General features: G+C 68.4%; 15 protein-coding genes. 9 read left to right on the top strand and 6 right to left on the bottom strand.

The window, feature by feature from the left end; genetic code table 11:
• The first annotated feature begins 167 nt into the window (after positions 1-167).
• Entirely contained in the window at positions 168-743 is a 576-nt protein-coding gene (locus tag G6N23_RS18315) for a hypothetical protein (protein WP_095173684.1), read from the top strand.
• A gap of 24 nt (positions 744-767) precedes the next feature.
• Entirely contained in the window at positions 768-1,883 is a 1,116-nt protein-coding gene (locus G6N23_RS18310; protein ID WP_085260752.1) for an alkaline phosphatase family protein, read from the top strand.
• A gap of 66 nt (positions 1,884-1,949) precedes the next feature.
• Here G6N23_RS18310 and G6N23_RS18305 read toward each other — a convergent pair whose 3' ends face one another.
• Complete coding sequence (locus G6N23_RS18305; protein WP_085260910.1) at positions 1,950-3,446, bottom strand: potassium/proton antiporter; 1,497 nt, start codon at positions 3,444-3,446, stop codon at positions 1,950-1,952.
• Between the two features lie 156 nt (positions 3,447-3,602).
• Here G6N23_RS18305 and G6N23_RS18300 point away from each other — a divergent pair, with 156 nt between their 5' ends.
• The 6 genes from G6N23_RS18300 (at position 3,603) to G6N23_RS18275 (ending at position 10,022) form a co-directional block, all read left to right on the top strand.
• Positions 3,603-4,283, top strand: a complete 681-nt coding sequence (locus G6N23_RS18300) for a potassium channel family protein (RefSeq protein WP_085260753.1) — start codon at positions 3,603-3,605, stop codon at positions 4,281-4,283.
• Positions 4,284-4,309: 26 nt separating this feature from the next.
• A complete protein-coding gene (locus G6N23_RS18295) occupies positions 4,310-5,224 on the top strand; it encodes an SAM-dependent methyltransferase (RefSeq protein WP_085260754.1) in 915 nt (304 codons plus the stop codon).
• Between the two features lie 620 nt (positions 5,225-5,844).
• Positions 5,845-7,113: a PPE family protein gene (locus tag G6N23_RS18290; protein WP_085260756.1), complete on the top strand. Its 1,269-nt coding sequence runs from the start codon at positions 5,845-5,847 to the stop codon at positions 7,111-7,113.
• Between the two features lie 61 nt (positions 7,114-7,174).
• Positions 7,175-8,479 (top strand): PPE family protein, encoded by a 1,305-nt coding sequence (locus tag G6N23_RS18285; protein WP_085260757.1) that lies wholly within the window; start codon positions 7,175-7,177, stop codon positions 8,477-8,479.
• A gap of 52 nt (positions 8,480-8,531) precedes the next feature.
• On the top strand, positions 8,532-9,686 hold the full coding sequence (locus G6N23_RS18280) for a sodium-dependent bicarbonate transport family permease (protein ID WP_085260911.1): 1,155 nt from the start codon (positions 8,532-8,534) through the stop codon (positions 9,684-9,686).
• A gap of 6 nt (positions 9,687-9,692) precedes the next feature.
• The gene (locus G6N23_RS18275; protein WP_085260758.1) at positions 9,693-10,022 is read left to right on the top strand and encodes a DUF732 domain-containing protein; all 330 of its coding nucleotides are present in this window, start codon (positions 9,693-9,695) and stop codon (positions 10,020-10,022) included.
• Positions 10,023-10,146: 124 nt separating this feature from the next.
• On the opposite strand, the gene G6N23_RS18270 is transcribed toward G6N23_RS18275, so the two are convergent.
• Together G6N23_RS18270 and G6N23_RS18265 are read right to left on the bottom strand one after the other, a co-directional pair.
• On the bottom strand, positions 10,147-10,554 hold the full coding sequence (locus tag G6N23_RS18270) for a heme-binding protein (protein ID WP_085260759.1): 408 nt from the start codon (positions 10,552-10,554) through the stop codon (positions 10,147-10,149).
• A gap of 217 nt (positions 10,555-10,771) precedes the next feature.
• Complete coding sequence (locus G6N23_RS18265; RefSeq protein ID WP_173675059.1) at positions 10,772-11,515, bottom strand: MBL fold metallo-hydrolase; 744 nt, start codon at positions 11,513-11,515, stop codon at positions 10,772-10,774.
• A gap of 55 nt (positions 11,516-11,570) precedes the next feature.
• Between G6N23_RS18265 and fgd the strand changes: the two genes are divergently transcribed.
• A complete protein-coding gene (gene fgd / locus G6N23_RS18260; RefSeq protein WP_085260761.1) occupies positions 11,571-12,581 on the top strand; it encodes a glucose-6-phosphate dehydrogenase (coenzyme-F420) in 1,011 nt (336 codons plus the stop codon).
• Positions 12,582-12,587: 6 nt separating this feature from the next.
• Here the strand turns inward: fgd and G6N23_RS18255 are convergent, their stop codons facing one another.
• The 3 genes from G6N23_RS18255 to glnX are packed head-to-tail and all read right to left on the bottom strand — an operon-like array spanning position 12,588 to position 17,178.
• Positions 12,588-14,876 (bottom strand): serine/threonine-protein kinase PknG, encoded by a 2,289-nt coding sequence (locus tag G6N23_RS18255; RefSeq protein WP_085260912.1) that lies wholly within the window; start codon positions 14,874-14,876, stop codon positions 12,588-12,590.
• Complete coding sequence (locus tag G6N23_RS18250) at positions 14,876-15,859, bottom strand: glutamate ABC transporter substrate-binding protein (protein ID WP_085260762.1); 984 nt, start codon at positions 15,857-15,859, stop codon at positions 14,876-14,878. Before G6N23_RS18250 ends, G6N23_RS18255 begins: the two co-directional genes overlap by 1 nt.
• Positions 15,859-17,178: a protein kinase G-activating protein GlnX gene (gene glnX, locus G6N23_RS18245; RefSeq protein WP_085260763.1), complete on the bottom strand. Its 1,320-nt coding sequence runs from the start codon at positions 17,176-17,178 to the stop codon at positions 15,859-15,861. The genes G6N23_RS18250 and glnX overlap by 1 nt, the downstream gene beginning before the upstream one ends.
• Positions 17,179-17,312 lie beyond the last annotated feature (134 nt).

The raw sequence follows: 17,312 nt of genomic DNA, 5'->3' as shown, positions 1-17,312 counted from the left end.
AATACCTGCCGTCGTGGCGATGGTGACGTGACGGATGACGATAGATGAACGGCCCTTGAACATTGTATTCGCCCACCTTTTCGGCTCGCGTAATCCGGCGCGAAACGGCTAGGTTCGTCTTCGTCGAGCCGACCATTGCTCGGCGCGGTTTAGGAAGGGTTTCGCAGATGAGCGGTCGCGGTTCGGTTCGAGGGGCAGTCACGGCGTTTGTGGCGCTGGGCTGCTGCCTGCTGGCCGCACCGACTGCGCACGCCGACTTCGACGACCTGCTCGACACCGTCCTGGGCGCAGCGGCCGCCGGAGCCGACCTGGGCCCGGGCGAGATCCCCGCCGACCCGGGCGACCTCGGTGATCTCGGCGTGCTTCAGGACCCGCTGGGCCAGCTCGACCAGTTGTTCCACGAGACGCCGGGATCCGTCGACGCCGATCCCGCCTACGGCGCACCCGACAGCCCCGCCCACGGCGCACCCGACAGCCCCGGCGACGGCGGCTACGGTGCGCCCTCCGGCACCACTCCCGGTGGCGCCGAACACAACTCCGAGGGCGAGGGTTCCGAACGCCTGCCCAGCCTGCCCAAATTCAGCATCCCCAGCACCGGTAACGGCTCCGGAGGTTCCGGCGGCAGCGGAGGGGGCTCAGGAGGCTCGGGTAACTCGGGCAGCAGCGCGCCGCGGACCAAGGCGAACGCCGGCGCCACCAACGGCTCCACGGCGCCGACGCCCGAGCCGGCAGCAGTGCCGTAATCGAGGGGGTGGCAGGCTGAACCGGTGCCCGGTTCGATCTGCGACATCCTGCCGTCCGCGGCCGCGGCGCTCGGAGTTCCGGGCGCGACCGACGTACTCGGCCTGGTAGAGCGCCTCGGCGACGTGCGGCGCCTGGCGGTGGTCTTGGTCGACGGGCTGGGTTATCACCTGTTGCCGCAGCTGGCCCCCGACGCCCCGCTGCTGGCCTCGGTGCTGGCCGGCACCACGGGGCAGCTGACCGAGCTGGCCTGCACCTTCCCGTCGACCACGCCGACCAGCCTGGTCTCGCTGGGCACCGGCGCGTTGCCGGGAGAGCACGGCGTTTTGGGCTTCACCGTCAACGTGCCCGGAACCGCTTCCGTGCTGACCCACATCTTCTGGGCAGACGACCCGCCGCCGCGAGCCTGGCAGCCGGTGCCGACCTGGTTCGAACGACTCCGCGACGCGGGCATCAGCGCCCGCGCGGTGCTGCCGGAGATGTTCATCGGCAGCGGGCTGACCGAGGCCGCCTACCGGGGCGCGGAGTTTCGCCCGACCGCCAAGGGCGAACACTATGCCGCTCGGCTCGCCGCGGAGGTGGCGGCCGCACCCGGTCTGGTCTACGGCTACACCGCGGCGCTGGACCACGCGGCGCACGTCTCGGGCATCGGCTCACCGCACTGGCACACCGCCGCGGCCAAGGTCGATGCGCTGCTGCGGCATGTCCTCGAGCACCTACCGGGGGATGCCGCGCTGGTGGTCACCGCCGACCACGGCGGGCTCAACGTGCCCGACGAGGCGCGCATCGACCTGGACGCCGACCCGCGGCTGCGCGCGGGAATCCGGGTGGTCGCGGGCGAGCCGCGGGTGCGCTACCTGCACACCGAACCGGGCGCGACGGCAGACGTGCTGGCCGCCTGGACGGAGCTGCTCGCCGGTCGGGCCCTGGTGCAAACCCGCGAACAGGCCGTCGCCGCAGGCGTTTTCGGGCCGGTGCGCGAGGAGCACCTGGCCCGCATCGGCGACGTCGTGGTGACCTGTGGCGGCGACACGGCGATCCTGGCGACCGATCACGAACCGCCGCAGACGGCGCAGCTGGTGGGCTTCCACGGCGGTCTCACCCCGGCGGAGGTGGACATTCCACTCATTCTTCTGCGTTGACCCTGCGCTCACCAGACACCGCACTCGCACTTTCGCCTGGTACGCGCAGAGTCAACGGGGGGGGGGTTACTCCGAGTCGCCGTACTCGTCGAACCAGTGGGCCAGTTTGCCGCGCCGGCTGACCGCCCGCAGCCGGCTTTCCGCCGAGGCGCGGGTCTTGCTGGTGGTGACGATCAGCAGCTCGTCGCCCACGGCGATCCGGGTGTCGGGCTGCGGGACGAACGTGTCGCCCTTGCGGATGATCAGGGTGATGACGCTCGGATCAGGCAGCCGAAGCTCCAGCAGCGAGACGTTGTGCAGCTTCGATTCCGGCTGCACCGTCATCGTCAACAGCTCGGCTTCCAACACATCCAGCGGCGCCGCCTCGACCTGGATCTCACGGGTGCTATCGCGTCGGATCAGCCCCAGCCAGTGGGCGACCATGCCCAGGCTGGGGCCCTGCACCACCGTGTAGACCACCACCAGGATGAACACGATGTTGAGCAGTCGATAGCTGTCCGGCACTCCCTCGACGATCGGAAAGGTGGCGAGCACGATCGGAACCGCGCCGCGCAGGCCGGCCCAGGACAGGAAGATCTGCTCACGCCACGGCACCCTGAACCAGATCAGCGAGGCCACCACCGACAGCGGACGACTCAGCAGCAGCAGCACCGCCCCGATCAGCAGCGCCGGCACCAGCTCCCCGGACAGCTGACTCGGGCTCACCAGCAGTCCGAGCAGCACGAACAAACCGATCTGCGCCAGCCAGCCCAGCCCCTCGGCGAACGAGCGGATGGCCGCGCGGTGCGGCAGCCCGGAGTTCGCCAGCACCACCCCGGACAGGTAGGCGGCGATGAAGCCGCTGGCGTGCACCGAGGCGGCCGCGGCGAACGCCACCATGCCCAGCCCGAACGTCGCCAGCGGATACAGGCCGGACGCCGGCAGTGCGGCGCGACGCAGCATCATCGCCCCGAGCAACCCGGCGACCAATCCGATCGCCGACCCGATCACCAGCTCGAAGACCACGTCGCCGATCGCGTGCACCGGTGCGATCGTCAGCGGCGTGGTGCTCAGCATCAGCACCATGATCGCCGCGGGCGCGTCGTTGAAGCCGGACTCGGCCTCCAGTAGACCCGCCACCCGCCGCGGCAGCGGCAGCACGCGCAGGATGGAGAACACCGCGGCGGCGTCGGTGGGCGAGATGATCGCGCCCAGCAGGAAGGCCAGCTGCCAGCTGATGCCCAGCAGCAGGTGTGCGGCCACCGCGATCACCGCCATGCTGACCACCACGCCGACGGTGGCCAACACCGCCGCGGGCGCGAGCAGCGTGCGGATGTTCGAAAAGCGCGTCGTCAAACCGCCTTCGACCAGGATCACCGCCAGCGCCGTGGTGCCCAGGTCACTGGCCAGTTGTACGTCGGAGAAGTCCAGGCCCAGCCCGTCGTTGCCGATCGCCACCCCGACCAGCAGGAACAGCAGCAGGCTGGGCAGACCGACCCGATCTGCCGCCCGGGTGGCGATGATGCTGGCCAGCAGTACCGAGCCCCCGATCAGCAAAGCCAGGTACAGCTGTTCCAGGCTCATCTGATCCCCATTCGGGCCGGCGGTGGCGGTCGAACCCACTCGTGTGATTCGCTCAAAGTCAGCGGGTTCGTGTTATCTGTCAGTAAATCAGTAGCGCTGTCACAACCGTGTTACGCCCGGAGCGGCCGGGGCAGCCCGGGGACGAGGGGAGCGATCATGCGCATCGGAATCGCCGGTGCCGGCGCGGTCGGGCGATCCGTGGCCCGGGAACTGATCGGCGACGGTCACCGGGTGCTGCTCATCGAGCGCAATCCGGCGCATTACGAGCCGCACTCCGTCCCTGAGGCCGAGTGGCTGCTCGCCGACTCCTGCGAGCTGTCCGCGCTACAGGAATGCGGCATCGAGATCTGTGATGTGGTGATCGCGGCCACCGGTGATGACAAGGCCAACCTGGCCACCGCGCTGCTGGCCAAGGCCGAGTTCGGGGTGGCCCGGGTGGTCGCGCGGGTCAACAACGCGCGCAACGAGCCGCTGTTCACCGAGGAATGGGGTATCGATGTGGCGGTCTCCACCCCGCGAGCGATGGTCGCCGCGGTGGAGGGCGCCATCGACGTCGGCCACCTGGTGCCCCTGATGGGCTTGCGGCGCGGCCAGGCGAGCCTGACGAAGCTGACGCTGCCCGACGACAACCCGCTGATCGGCCGCAAGGTCTGCGACATCGCGCTGCCCGAGGGCGCCGCCCTGGTCGCGGTGCTGCGCGGCGACGCGGTCATCCTGCCGCGGGCGGCAGATACGCTGCGGGCCGGCGACGAGATGCTGTTCGCCGCGGCGAGCGGGACGGAGGATCGGGTCCGGGCGGTCGTGCACGGGGTGCCGGCCGGCAGAAGGGTGCACTGACCGTCGTGCCGCCACGGTGGACACCCATGAGCACGGCGCCCGCCTCCCCGGATGACACCGGGAGCCTGGCCACCGGTGCCGGCGTCATCGCGACCGTGCTGGCCGCGGCGCGAGCCGCGGCGACGTCTCGCGGCCTGATCAACGACCCCTTCGCTGCGCCGCTGGTGCACAAGGTGGGGCTGGATTTCTGCATTCGGGTAGCCGACGGCGAGCTGGACATCAGTCGGCTGGGCAAGGACGGCGGGTTTCCGCGGCTGGCCGAGTTCTCCGCGGCCCGCACCAAGTTCTTCGACGCGTTCTTCACCGACGCCGCTCGCGGCGGGATCCGCCAGGCGGTGATCCTGGGGTCGGGGCTGGACACCCGCGCCTACCGGTTGTGGTGGCCGGCCGAGACCATCGTCTACGAGGTGGACCATCCGCCGGTGGTCGACTTCAAGGCCACCACCATGCGGGCCTGGGGCAGCGCGCCGAGTGTCAACCGCCGTGCGGTCGGAGTTGACCTGCGGGGCGACTGGCCGGCAGCGCTGCGGCGGGTGGGTTTCGACGTGGCCGCCCCCACGGCATGGGTCATCGAAGGCCTGCTGGTCTGGTACGTGCCCTCGGATGCGCAGAACCGCCTGCTCGACGGTGTCAGCGCGCTCAGCGCCCCGGGCAGTCGGCTCGCCGCGGACCACGCGGTGCCACCGAGCAGGCCGCAGGCGGTGCATCACGAATCCCTCGTCGAGCGCTGGCGCCGGCGCGGCCTGAGCCTGACCGGGCCCGGACCGTTCTATTCCGGAGAGCACACCGACGTGGTGCGGCACCTGACCGAAAGCGGCTGGATGACGGTCGACTCCGGGATCGCTGACCTGTTCGCCGCCGCCCGGCTGCCCCGGCTGACCGATCGTGAGCTCGATGGGGCCCCGGCTGCGATCCGCTACGTCGCGGCCACCCGGAGCTAGCCGGCCTGCGCTTCGGGATGTGTTGCGCGAGAATTTATCTCGTATAACGTGGTATCGAGTGCGAGGCTCGTCACTACGTAGGGCATCGCGATCGGTGTCGCACTGAATTAATACAGCAGACGTTCGTAAAAGCTTCTCATGCGAATGTTGTTGGAGCACAACGCTATCGATGATACTGCGGCTGCAACCGTACGACAGTCGCAGTGCGTGACCGGCATCACTCAGTTTGTCCAACAGGGACTTTCGATATTCACCTTCCAGTTCTTCCACAGCAAATCCCCGGAAATCGCCCCTAGTTTGAGGGTTCGTCAATCGGCGGACAGCTCGACGATGGCGTGAAAGACCCGTATTTCCAGGAGGTTACGCCGTGATCACACGTTGCGTCGCACGGGTAGGTCCATCCGTCGAGCGTGCCGAAGCATCCGATTCTTCAAAGATGCCGGGCGCCTGGGCGCACGCCGTTGAGGGCTACCTGCAGCGCCGGATACATCGGCCGTGGCGAAAGCGCGGCTCCTAACCGCAACTGGCAATCCCGGTGAGCCGTGCCGGCGCTCGGTTCTTCGTGGCTCACCGCTGGTGCTACAGCATCTCTTCAGACGCTTGGAAAAGGTTGGGTGAATATGGATTTCGGGGCATTGCCGCCGGAGGTGAACTCCGGCCTGATGTATTCAGGGGCCGGCCCGGGCCCGTTGCTGTCCGCGGCATCCGCGTGGAGCGAACTTGCTGCCGAGTTGCACTCGGCGGCAGCGGGATACGGTGCAGTCCTATCGGACCTGTCGGCTGACTGGCACGGGTCGTCCGCGGAGGCCATGTCGGTGGCGGCTGCGCCGTACGTCGAGTGGATGAGCGGGCTCGCCGGCCAGGCCGAACAGGCGGGAGCGCAGGCGGCCGCGGCCGCCGCGGCCTACGAGGGGGCCTTCGCTGCGACCGTTCCACCGCCGGTGATCGCTGCGAACCGCAGCCTGCTGATGACGCTGATCGCGACGAACATTCTGGGGCTCAACACCCCGGCGATCGCTGCCACGGAGGCGCATTACGCACAGATGTGGGCTCAGGATGCCGCAACCATGTACGGCTACGCCGGTGCCTCGGCGGCAGCTACCCGGCTGATGCCGTTCACCGAGCCGCCGCCCACCACCGACCCGGCCGGCGTCGCCGATCAGGCGGCTGCGACCGCGCAGGCCACCGCTGGATCGGGAAGCGCAGTCGGACAACAGATCTCCCAGGCGCTGAAAATGCTGCCGAGTGCGCTGCAATCGCTGTCGGCGAATCCGGCCGGAGCCACATTGCCGGGAGGCCTCGGCACCGATCTGGCCAACTGGAACACCATCATGTCCACCCTGACCGGTGCGTACAGCCCACTGTTGGGATGGACGTCCATCCCGGGCGGGCCGTTGCTGGCCTTCGGGCAGATCTGGAGCTGGCCTATCAATGCGATGGGGGCCACCTCCTACCTGGCCGGGCCGAAAGCCATCACCGGCGCGTTGACGCCCTTGTCGTCCTTGGCGAACGACGTCATTCCGGCGGCAGGGCTCGGTGGGGGGCCGGTGACCGGCACCCTCGGCCGGGCGGCGCTGGTCGGAAAGCTGTCGGTACCCACGGCATGGGCCACGTCCGCGCCGGTGACCCAACCGGTGGTGTTGACAATGCCGGCCAGTGCGGCCGCTCCGGTAGCCGCGTTCGCCGCCGAGGACACCATGTTCGGTCAGATGGCCTTGGCCAGCCTGGCGGGACGTGCCATGGGGGCCACCACCGGCCGGACCGTCGGCGCGACGATGAGCCGTGCCGCCGGCTGCGGAGTCGGCGCCGATGTCGTCGGCGCCGTTGCCGGTGAGGCGGACCCTGCGGCGGCCACCATCGTGGTGATCCCGGCGCTGGACGACGAATGAACCCGGCTCGTAGCCCAGCCCGCGTGTTGCGGTCGCGCGTCACCAGATGAGGGAGAGGCGAATGTACTTTTCTTGGTTACCGCCGGAGACCAACTCGGGAAACATCTACACCGGCCCGGGGTCCGGACCGCTGCGGGCGGCGGCGACATCATGGGAGCGGCTGGCCGGTGAATTGCATTCTGCAGCAGCCGACTACGCCGCGGTGGTGGCGGAACTGACCGCTGAATCATGGGCCGGCCCGTCGGCCGAGTCGATGGCGGCCGCGGCGGCACCCTATGCGGCGTGGCTGTCGGTCACCTCGGCGCAGGCCGCGGAGGCGGCCGCGCAGGCGCAGGCCGCCGCGGTCGCCTACGAAACCGCCTTTGCCGCCGTCGTGCCACCGGAAGTGGTGGCGGCCAACCGCACTCAATTGATGTCACTACTGGCGACGAACCTGGTCGGCCAGAACACCGCGGCGATCGCCGCTACCGAAGCTCAGTACATGGAGATGTGGGCCCAGGATGCGACGGTCATGCAGAGCTATGCCGTGTCGGCGGCGGCCGCCACGAAGATCAGCGCCTTCACCGAACCGCCACAGACCACCACCGGGAACGCGCCGGTCGCCGCGTCGACCGCGGCTGCCAACCCCATCCTGCAGGCCGGTGCCGACCTCGCGACCCAGTACACCGCGTTCTTCAACAACCTGCTGAACAGCCTCACCGGCTCATCGGACGCCGGCTCGACGTTCTCGGCGTTGTACTCGGCTGTCAAGGTCCCCCTTGGCTTTACCACCCAGTTCAACGACGTCTCCCTGCTCACCAACTTCCCCATTCAGAACTTTCTGAAGTTCGCCCCGCCACTCGGACGTGCGCTCGTCGAGATCCCGGCGACCCGGATGGGGGCGGGACTCGCGCTGCCGCCGTCCGGTGGACTCGCCGCTGCGGTGTCGGCCGGAATGGGCGAAGCCGATCTGGTCGGGTCACTGTCTGTCCCGCCGGTGTGGGCCGGACAGAGCCCGGCGATCCGGCTGGCGGTCGGCGCGATACCGAGCGCCGGCGGGACCGGGGCCCCCGCAGCCATTTCCGGGGGCCTGGCGAGCCAGATGGCGCTCGGTGCCATGACCGGTGGGGCCCTCGGCAGTGCGGCGCCCCGGCTCGTCGCCGCAGCAGGACGGACACGCGTCACCACCGGCATGGGCGCCAAGACCCCCGCCAAGCTCGACCGGGTGCTGGCCAAACTGCGGCATCAACCCGACTCGGTGCAGCACTGGAATACCGACCAGGCCGGGCTGGACACCTTGCTCGACGAGCTGTCGCGCAAGCCGGGAATCCATGCCGTTCACCTCAAGGGCAGCAGGACCAAGGCGCCCAACAAACCCGTGACGTGACCCGCGGCCGACCCCTTCCGACAGCATTCCGAAACCGGAGATCTCAATGCAGATGCTTCTGGAGTTCTGGCAGAACTTCACCCACAACCTGTTCAAGCCGCTACTGCTGTTCTTCTATCTCGGCTTTCTCATGCCGATCCTGAAGGTGCCCTTCGAATTTCCGGCGGCGATCTACCACGGGCTGACGATGTATCTGCTGCTGGCCATCGGCTGGCACGGCGGCGAAGAGCTCGCCGGAGTCGACATGTCCAGTCTCGGAGGCATTCTCGGCTTCATGCTGACCGGATTCGTACTGAACTTCGTCATCGGCGCATTGGCATACTTCATCCTGAAGCACACCACGAAGATGCGAGCAGTCGACCGGGCGACGGTCGCCGGCTATTACGGGTCGGACTCGGCCGGCACGTTCGCCACGTGTGTCGGTGTACTGGCCACCGCGGGCGTTGTTTTCGACTCGTATATGCCGGTGATGCTGGCGATCATGGAGATTCCCGGCTGCCTGGTGGCGTTACTCCTGGTGGCTCGGCTACGGCGCAGGGGAATGGACTCCGTCGGTCTGCTGCCCGGTGAGATCGGGTACACCGGGACGGCCGGATCCGTGGTTCGGGCCGCTCACCACAGCGACACGGACTCCGGCGGTTCCGTGACACTCGAGGACCTTCCGGAGTCTCCGAGAAAGGAATCTCTCCTCTCCGGCGCGATGCTTCGCGAAGTGTTTCTCAATCCTGGACTGTGCCTGCTCATGGGCGGCATAGCGATCGGATTCATCAGCGGCCTGCAGGGGCAGAAGGTCACCGCTGTCGACGACCCGGTCTTCTTGACGGCGTTCCAAGGGGCGCTGTGTCTGTTCCTGCTGGAGATGGGGATCACCGCGTCCCGAAAGCTGAAGGATCTCAAGGCGGCGGGCCGGGGCCTGATCCTGTTCGGCGTTCTCGCACCGAACCTCTTCGCGACGATCGGTATCGCGGTGGCCCGCTTGTATTCCCAACTCACCGGGTTCCCCCTGGAGACCGGAACCTACGTGCTCTTCGCGGTGCTCTGCGGTGCAGCGTCGTATATCGCGGTTCCCGCGATCCAGCGGCTGGCCATTCCCGAAGCCAGTCCGAGCCTGCCGTTGGCCGCGTCGCTGGGCCTGACCTTCTCCTACAACGTGACTATCGGCATACCGCTCTACATCGAACTGGCCCACATGCTGGCGCGGGTGTGAGCATCGATGATCGCGAAGAAGTTCCTCGTGGCGGTGGGCCTGGCGTGCTCGATCACCGGAGCCGCTGCAGCTCAGGCAGATCCCGACGGTGCCGACAACGACCAGGCTTTCCTTGCCTCGCTTCGACAGTCGGGTATTACGTTCGCCAGCGAAGGGCAGGCGATCGCGGCCGCCCGGACGGTCTGCGGGCTGATCGACAACGGGGAATCCGGGTTGCAGGTCGTCAGAGAACTGCAGAGCGACAACGCCGCGCTGACCTGGGATGGTGCAGCACAGTTCGCGGCGATCGCCGCCAAGGCCTACTGCCCCGCACAACTGAACAGACCCAGGTCGTGATCGGGCCGGCGCTCACGGTGGCCCCGCTCCTACTGCCCGCAGCAGTGGGTCACGAGATGGCTGCGGGCAGTAGGAGCTGTCACAAGGGTGCTCGGCTCGAAGGCGAGCCGCTGACGCAACGCCGTTATCCCGCCATGAATTCAGCGTAGGCGGAGGCCAATTCGGGCGGAAGCACCGTCGTCTGGCACTGCCGTTGCGTCTCGCCGATCGGCGCCAGGATGCCGCGCAGTTCGTAGTACTCCTGCGGGTGCGCAGTGAAGTAGCTGCGCACATCGGCTGCGGCCTGGGGCCGCGGAGAGCTGATGGCCCGGCTCACCACGGCATCGGCGCCCGGGTGGGCGCTGAGGTACTGCCGAGCCGAACCGGTGACCGAGTCGACGGTGCTGGTCACCGACGCCGGACTGCAGTCCGGTGCCGCCGACGCCGCGGGCGCGGCGATCAGAGTGGCCACCACGGTGGTGGTAGCGGCGCCCAGCAGTCCGGCGCCGAGGCCGAATCGCCGAATCATGGTGGTGTCGAGGGGTTTCGACATGGATGTTTCCTCCCGGTTAGTGCGTGCAATTCCCGTCCCGAGCCCAAGGTACGCGCGACCACGGTGGGCGACAGGTGTCCCGTAGCGCAGCCGAATGTGCACTGGGGCAACAAATCGATCACTCGCCGGTCGATCCGGGCCGGGTGTGCCGCAAATGAGGATCGGATTGGTAAGGCCGCTCTTAAACTCCGAGATCAGCACTTATCAGATCGTGACCTTAGGGCCTGCCCGCTCGGTCGATTGCGGCCTCGGCGGCCTCCCGGATCGGGCCGCGCCAGACGTCTCCGTGACCGGGCGCCAGCACGTCGGTCTCCAGCAGCGCCAGTGCCGCCAGGCTGCGGATGCAGTCGTCCTGGCTGTGGCTGAACAGCGCCGGCAGCAGCTGCGGTCCGGTGCGCGCCAGCACCGGGTGCCCGGTGATCAGGGCGTCGCCGCTGGCCAGGACCCCGTCAACCAGATAGGAGCAGTGGCCGCGGGTGTGGCCCGGCGTGGGGATGGCCACCGGCTGGCCGGGTAGACCGGCCGCGATGTCCCCGGTCAGCGGCCGAGCGGAGGGGATGCCCTCCCGGTTCAGGCCGCCGTTGCGCAGGACGTGCGCGCTCCACCGGGCCCAACTGGGCCGCCACAGGTGCGGAGCCACCGCCAGCGGCGAAGCCTGCTCCAGGTACTCGCGCTTGGCGTGTCCCACCTCGTCGGCGTGGCAGTAGACCGGTGTCCCGTACGTTTTGGCGAGCCAGATCGCGGCACCGAAATGGTCGACGTGGGCGTGGGTGAGCAGCACCGCACGCACATCGGCGGCGTGATAGCCCAACGCGCCCAGTGAGGCCAGCACGTCGGTGCGGTCGCCGGGGTAGCCGGCGTCGATCAGCAGCACACCGGTGTCATCGGTGACCACTAGCCAGTTGACCGCCTCACCGCGGGCCAGGTGGACCCGCTCGCTCACCGGAACGACCTCGACCAGCCTCTCACCCATGCCCGTGAGTCTAGGAAGAGCGCGGGAGAGTAGAAAAGGTGGAATGGCGGAACTCAAACTCGGATACAAGGCGTCGGCGGAGCAGTTCGGGCCGCGAGAACTGGTGGAGCTCGGTGTTGCCGCGGAGGCGCACGGCATGGACAGCGCCACCGTCAGCGACCACTTCCAGCCCTGGCGCCACGAAGGCGGGCACGCCCCGTTTTCGCTGGCCTGGATGACCGCCGTCGGGGAACGCACCGAGAAGATCCAGCTGGGCACCTCCGTGCTGACCCCGACGTTCCGCTACAACCCGGCCGTCGTCGCGCAGGCCTTCGCCACCATGAGCTGCCTGTATCCACAGCGGGTCTTCCTCGGGGTGGGCACCGGGGAGGCGCTGAACGAGATCGCCACCGGCTTCACCGGGCAGTGGCCCGAGTTCAAGGAGCGGTTCGCCCGGCTGCGCGAGTCGGTGCGGCTGATGCGCGAGCTGTGGCGCGGCGATCGGGTGGATTTCGACGGCGACTACTACACGCTCAAGGGCGCCTCGATCTACGACGTGCCCGACGGCGGCGTGCCGGTCTACATCGCGGCCGGTGGGCCGGCGGTGGCCAAGTACGCCGGGCGGGCCGGCGACGGGTTCATCTGCACCTCAGGCAAGGGCGAGGAGCTCTACACCGAGAAGCTGATGCCGGCCGTGCTGGAGGGCGCGGCCGCGGCCGAGCGGAACGCCGACGGCATCGACAAGATGATCGAGATCAAGATCTCCTACGACCCGGATCCCGACCTGGCGCTGAACAACACCCGGTTCTGGGCGCCGCTGTCGCTGACCGCCGAGCAGAAGCACTCCATCGACGACCCGATCGAGATGGAGAAGGCGGCCGACGCGCTCCCGATCGAGCAGATCGCCAAGCGCTGGATCGTCGCCTCGGATCCCGACCAGGCGGTGGAACAGGTCGGCCAGTACGTCAAGTGGGGCCTGAACCACCTGGTGTTCCACGCCCCCGGCCACGACCAGCGGCGTTTCCTGCAACTGTTCAAGACCGACTTGGAGCCGCGGCTGCGTCGGCTGGGCTGACCGGCGTCAGAACGTGCTCATCGGCCGCACCGCGTTGGCCATGTCGACCAGCGCGTAGCGGTGCGCCTGGGTCGGCGCCAGCCGGGCCAGGGCCCGCAGCGCCGTCTCCACTCCCAGCCGCAGCCCGTGTTCGGTGAACGGGAACCCGAGGATGTGGTTGGTGCTGGCCTCGTGCTCGGTCAGCCAGTCCATCGCCGCACCCAGCACCAGCGCCCGGATCTGCAACACCCGCGGTTCAGTCTCCGGCAGCGCCTCCACCCGGCGGGCGGCGTCGCGGATCTGGGCCTCGGTGATCTCATTCGTCGACCGCCCGGACAGCAACGTCACCGCGCTGGTCAGCCGGGCGGTGGTGAAATGCCTTGAGGTGGCGGGCACTTCGTCAAGGGTTCGGACCGCCGCGGTGCGGTCGCCCTCGACCGAAAGAGCGCGCGCCAGGCCGAACGCGGCCGAGATCACACTGTCATCGGTGCGCCACACCGTCTCGTAGAAGTCGCGTTCGTCTTCGGTGCCGGCCAGCTCGGCGGTGGCGGCCAGCGCCATCTTCGGCGCCAGTTCACCCGGGAACATGTCGAGCACCTCGGTGAAGTCCTTGCGCGCCGCCTCATAGTCGCCGGTGAGCAACTCGGCCACGCCCCGGAACCAGACCAGCCGCCATCGCCAACCGACCTGCTCGGCGAGTTCGTCGAGCTTGCTCATGGCCTTGGTGACGTTGCCCAGGTCCAGCAGGGCGCGCACCTCCATCAACGGCAGCCCGATGGACTCCGACAGGTCGATACCTTCGGATTCCAGCGCGCTGTTGCGCACCGCGCGCAGCGAATCCAGCGTCTGCACCGGTTCGCTCAGCTCCATCGACGTCAACAGCGGGGCGGCGACGTCGCCCGGGTCGATCAGCGGCACCTGCAGTGCGGTGACGATCTCGCGGGCGGTCAGGTTCTGCGAGTGCACATGCCCGTCCAGGTAGACGTCGGTATGCGCGACCAGCAGGTGCTCGCCGAATGTCGACCGCGACCGGGTGAACACCGTCGACAGGCCGGGCCGCGGGATGCCGGTGTCCTCGGCGACCACCTCGCGCAGCACCCCCATCAGCTGCGCGGACATCTCCTCCGCGGAGGTGAACCGGCGCCGCGGATCCGGGTCGATGGCGCGGCGCAGCAACCGGCGGTAGGAGTCGTATTTCTTCAGAACCGGGTCGTCGTCGGGTAGGCCTTCGACGTAGCGGCCATCACGGGTGCGTAGCTTCAGCGTCAGCGCGGCCAGGGTTCGGCCCACCGTGTAGATGTCGGTGGCCACGGTCGGTCCGGTTCGGACGATGTCCGGCGCCTGGTAACCCGGTGTGCCGTAGAGGTAGCCGAACGAGTTGATGCGCGCCACCGCGCCGAGGTCGATCAGCTTCAGCTGCTCCTCGGTCAGCACGATGTTCTCCGGCTTCAGGTCGTTGTAGACCAGGCCGAGGGAGTGCAGGTAGCCCAGCGCGGGCAAGATCTCCAGCATGTAGGCGATGGCCTGTGCTACCGGCAGCCGGCTGCCGCGGCGCTGTTTGAGTGACTGCCCGCCGACGTACTCCATCACGATGTAGCCGACCGGGTCCCCGTGGGAATCCGGGTGCTGGACGAAGTTGAAGATCTTCACGATCGACGGGTGGGTCACCTCGGCGAGGAACTGGCGCTCGGCCATCGCGATGGCCTGCGCCTCGGCGTCGCCGGAGTGCACCAGGCCTTTGAGAACCACCGGGCGCTCGTTGACGTTGTGGTCGACCGCCAGGTAGACCCAGCCCAGGCCACCGTGTGCCACACAACCCTTGATCTCGTACTGCCCGGCCACCATGTCTCCGGGTTTGAGTTGCGGCAGAAAAGAATACGGGCTACCGCAGTGCGGGCACCAGCCTTCCGAGGTGGCTCGTTTTGTTTCGGAGTCGTCCGGACCGGAACGTCCCACCGGCCGGCCACAGTTCCAGCAGAAACGCTTGGACTCGGCGACGACCGGATCGGCCATCAGCGCCTCGAGCGGGTTGATCTCGGGAACCCGCGGGATCTCCACCAGCCCGCCGCCCAGGCGCCGCCGCGGAGCGACGGTGCGCACCACCGTCGCGTCGCGGGATTCGTCGTCGTCGGAAGCTGCCGAGGTCAAACCCTCACGGGGGCGGAAGATCGCCTGGGTCGACATCGGACGTCGCACCGACGACGATTCGGCCAGCACGTCCGCGCGCTGGGTGACCGGGCCCTCGAAGTCGTCGGGCTCGCCGTGCGGCTCGAGCCGCCCGTCGGCGTCACCGAGGTCTGAATCGTCGCTTGCCATCAGTCCGAATACCTCGGCGTAGGTGGCACCGGCGCCGGCCCGAGCACCGTCAACCACTTGCGGTACAAGGTGTTCCAGGTGCCGTCGCGGCGGATGCGCTCCAACGTGCCGTTGACGAAGCGGACCAGCCCGGTGTTGTCCAGATTGATCCCGATACCGTAGGGCTCCTCGTCCATGCTCGGCCCGACGATATGCAGATACGGATCTTGGGCCATCAATCCGGCCAGGATCGAGTCGTCGGTGCTGACGGCGTCGACCTGACGCTGCTGCATCGCCACCAGGCAGTCGGCCCAGTTCACCACCGAGACGATGATCGGCGCCGGGGAGATGTGCCGGATGCGGCGCAGCGAGGTGGTGCCCTGCGCGACACAGACCCGCTTGCCCGACAGATCGCCGGCCTGGCGGATCGAGGAGTCGCGCGGCACCAGCAGACGCTGATTGGCGACGAGGTACACCGTCGAGAAGTTCACCAGCTTTCGGCGGCCGCAGGTGATGCTCATGGTCTTGACCACGATATCGACTTCGGACTTCTGCAGCGCCGCAATGCGTTCGGCCGACGCCAGAATCCGGTACTCGACCTGCGACGGAGTGCCGAAGATGTCGCGGGCCACCTCGCCGGCGATGTCGACGTCGAAACCGGTTATCTCGCCGGTGATCGGATCGCGGAAGCTGAACAGGTTGCTGCCGATGTCCAGTCCGACGATCAACCGGCCGCGATGACGGATCTTGTCCACCGCCGCATCGGCCTCCGCCTTGGTGCGGAACGGGCGCAGGCTGGCGGTGGCATCACAGTTCTCGGTTCCCGGTTCGGGTGGTCGCGGCGCCTCGGGCGCCAGCTCCTGCATCCCGGCCGGGGTGGGCGGCGGCAGTGTCGGCACCGCGGTGGGCGTCACGAACTCGGAGTGGCCGCACCCGGTCAGCCCGGACAGCACCAGCACCGCGCTGAGTGCGCCGGCGAGCAGACGGGGCCCGTAGCGGGTCATCATTTGTACTCGTTCAGTCGTGGCCACAGACCGAGCGCGACGGCTATCGCAGCCCCCATGCTGAGCACCGCGCCGCCGACGGGGGCCACCGACAGCACCCGCCGGGCGTTGAGGATATCGCTGCGCAGTTGATTGCGGCTGTGCTGCAGGGCCTTGTCCAAGGCCGCGTCGAGCTGGTCGAACGCGGGAGTGGAGTCATCCCCGTTGCCGCCCAGCGCCACCTGGGTGGCGGCCCGGTAGTTGCCGACGGAGATGTAGGAGTTCATCCGGTCGTTGGCCTGCCGCCACCGGGCCAACAGCTGCCCGGCGTTGGCCAGGTCGGCCTTGTCGACGGCGTCGCCGCGCTTCAGGTAGCCCTGCAACTGATCCTGCATGGTGTCGATGCGCTGGTAGAAGGTCTGCTTGCGGGTCTCCTCGTCGCCGCGCCGGATCAGCGACAGCGTCTCGTCGGCGCGGGCCTGCTGCGCGGTGATCGCCAGGTTGGTGATCTGCTTCAGCGATTCGGCGGCGGTGTCCTTGGCGGCGCGGCTGCCCGCGGTCGAGATCACCAGCACGGTGCCGACCCAGATCACCATCAGCAGGATCGCCAAACCACCGGCGACCAGCCCGGGGTTGATCCGGCGCCGGGTGTGCCGGGCCAGCCAGCGGTGCGCGAACGCACCGAACAGCACGGTGGTGGCCACCACCAGGATCACCGGGGCCGGCACCCGGGTGGAGGCGGTGGTCTGGACGTCGACCGTCGCCGAGGTGGCCTGATAGAGCCGCTGGGCATCGGGCAGGATCGTGTGCTGCATCAGCTCGGAGGCTTCCGACAGGTACGACGAGCCCACCGGATCACCCGATCGGTTGTTGGTCCGGGCGGTCTCGATCAGGCCGGTGTAGACGGCCAGTTCGGCGTTGATCCGTCCCAGCAGCGCCAGCAGCGGCTCATCGCTGAGTCCGCCGGAAGCCCTGGTCACCGCCACCGCGGCGGCGGTGATGGCCTGCTCGTAGCGTTCCCGCACCGCTCGGGGCTCACCCTGGGCGATGAACGCGGTGGCCGCCGCGGCGTCGGCGACCGACAGGGTGGTGTAGAGCTGGCCGGCGGCGTAGGCCAGCGGCTCGGTGTGGTTGAGCACGGTGGTCAGGGTGTTCTGCCGGTTGTTGATCGTGGTGGCGGTAGCAAACGCACTGATGCCGCCGAGGGCGGCCAGGATGAGGCCGATGGCCAGGATTCGACCGGGGGTGGTGGTGAAGAACCACCAGCGGGGTCGGGCCGATTCGGTCGGCGACCGTAACCCCGCCGGCTCGGTTGACGGATGCGCCAACTCAACGGTCACGTCTGTTCGTCACTCCGTCCCTGCTCGCGTCACCAACGATCATAAAGGGATTCTAAGAGTGCAGGTGTCGTCCGCGCCGACCTGCGCGGCGGTTGTTGCCGAAATAGTCGCGCGATCTAACCACAACCGAGACA

The sequence above is a fragment of the Mycolicibacter terrae genome (genome assembly GCF_010727125.1).
GTDB classification, from domain to species: Bacteria; Actinomycetota; Actinomycetes; order Mycobacteriales; family Mycobacteriaceae; genus Mycobacterium; species Mycobacterium terrae.
This window is presented reverse-complemented; position numbering and strand designations above follow the sequence as displayed.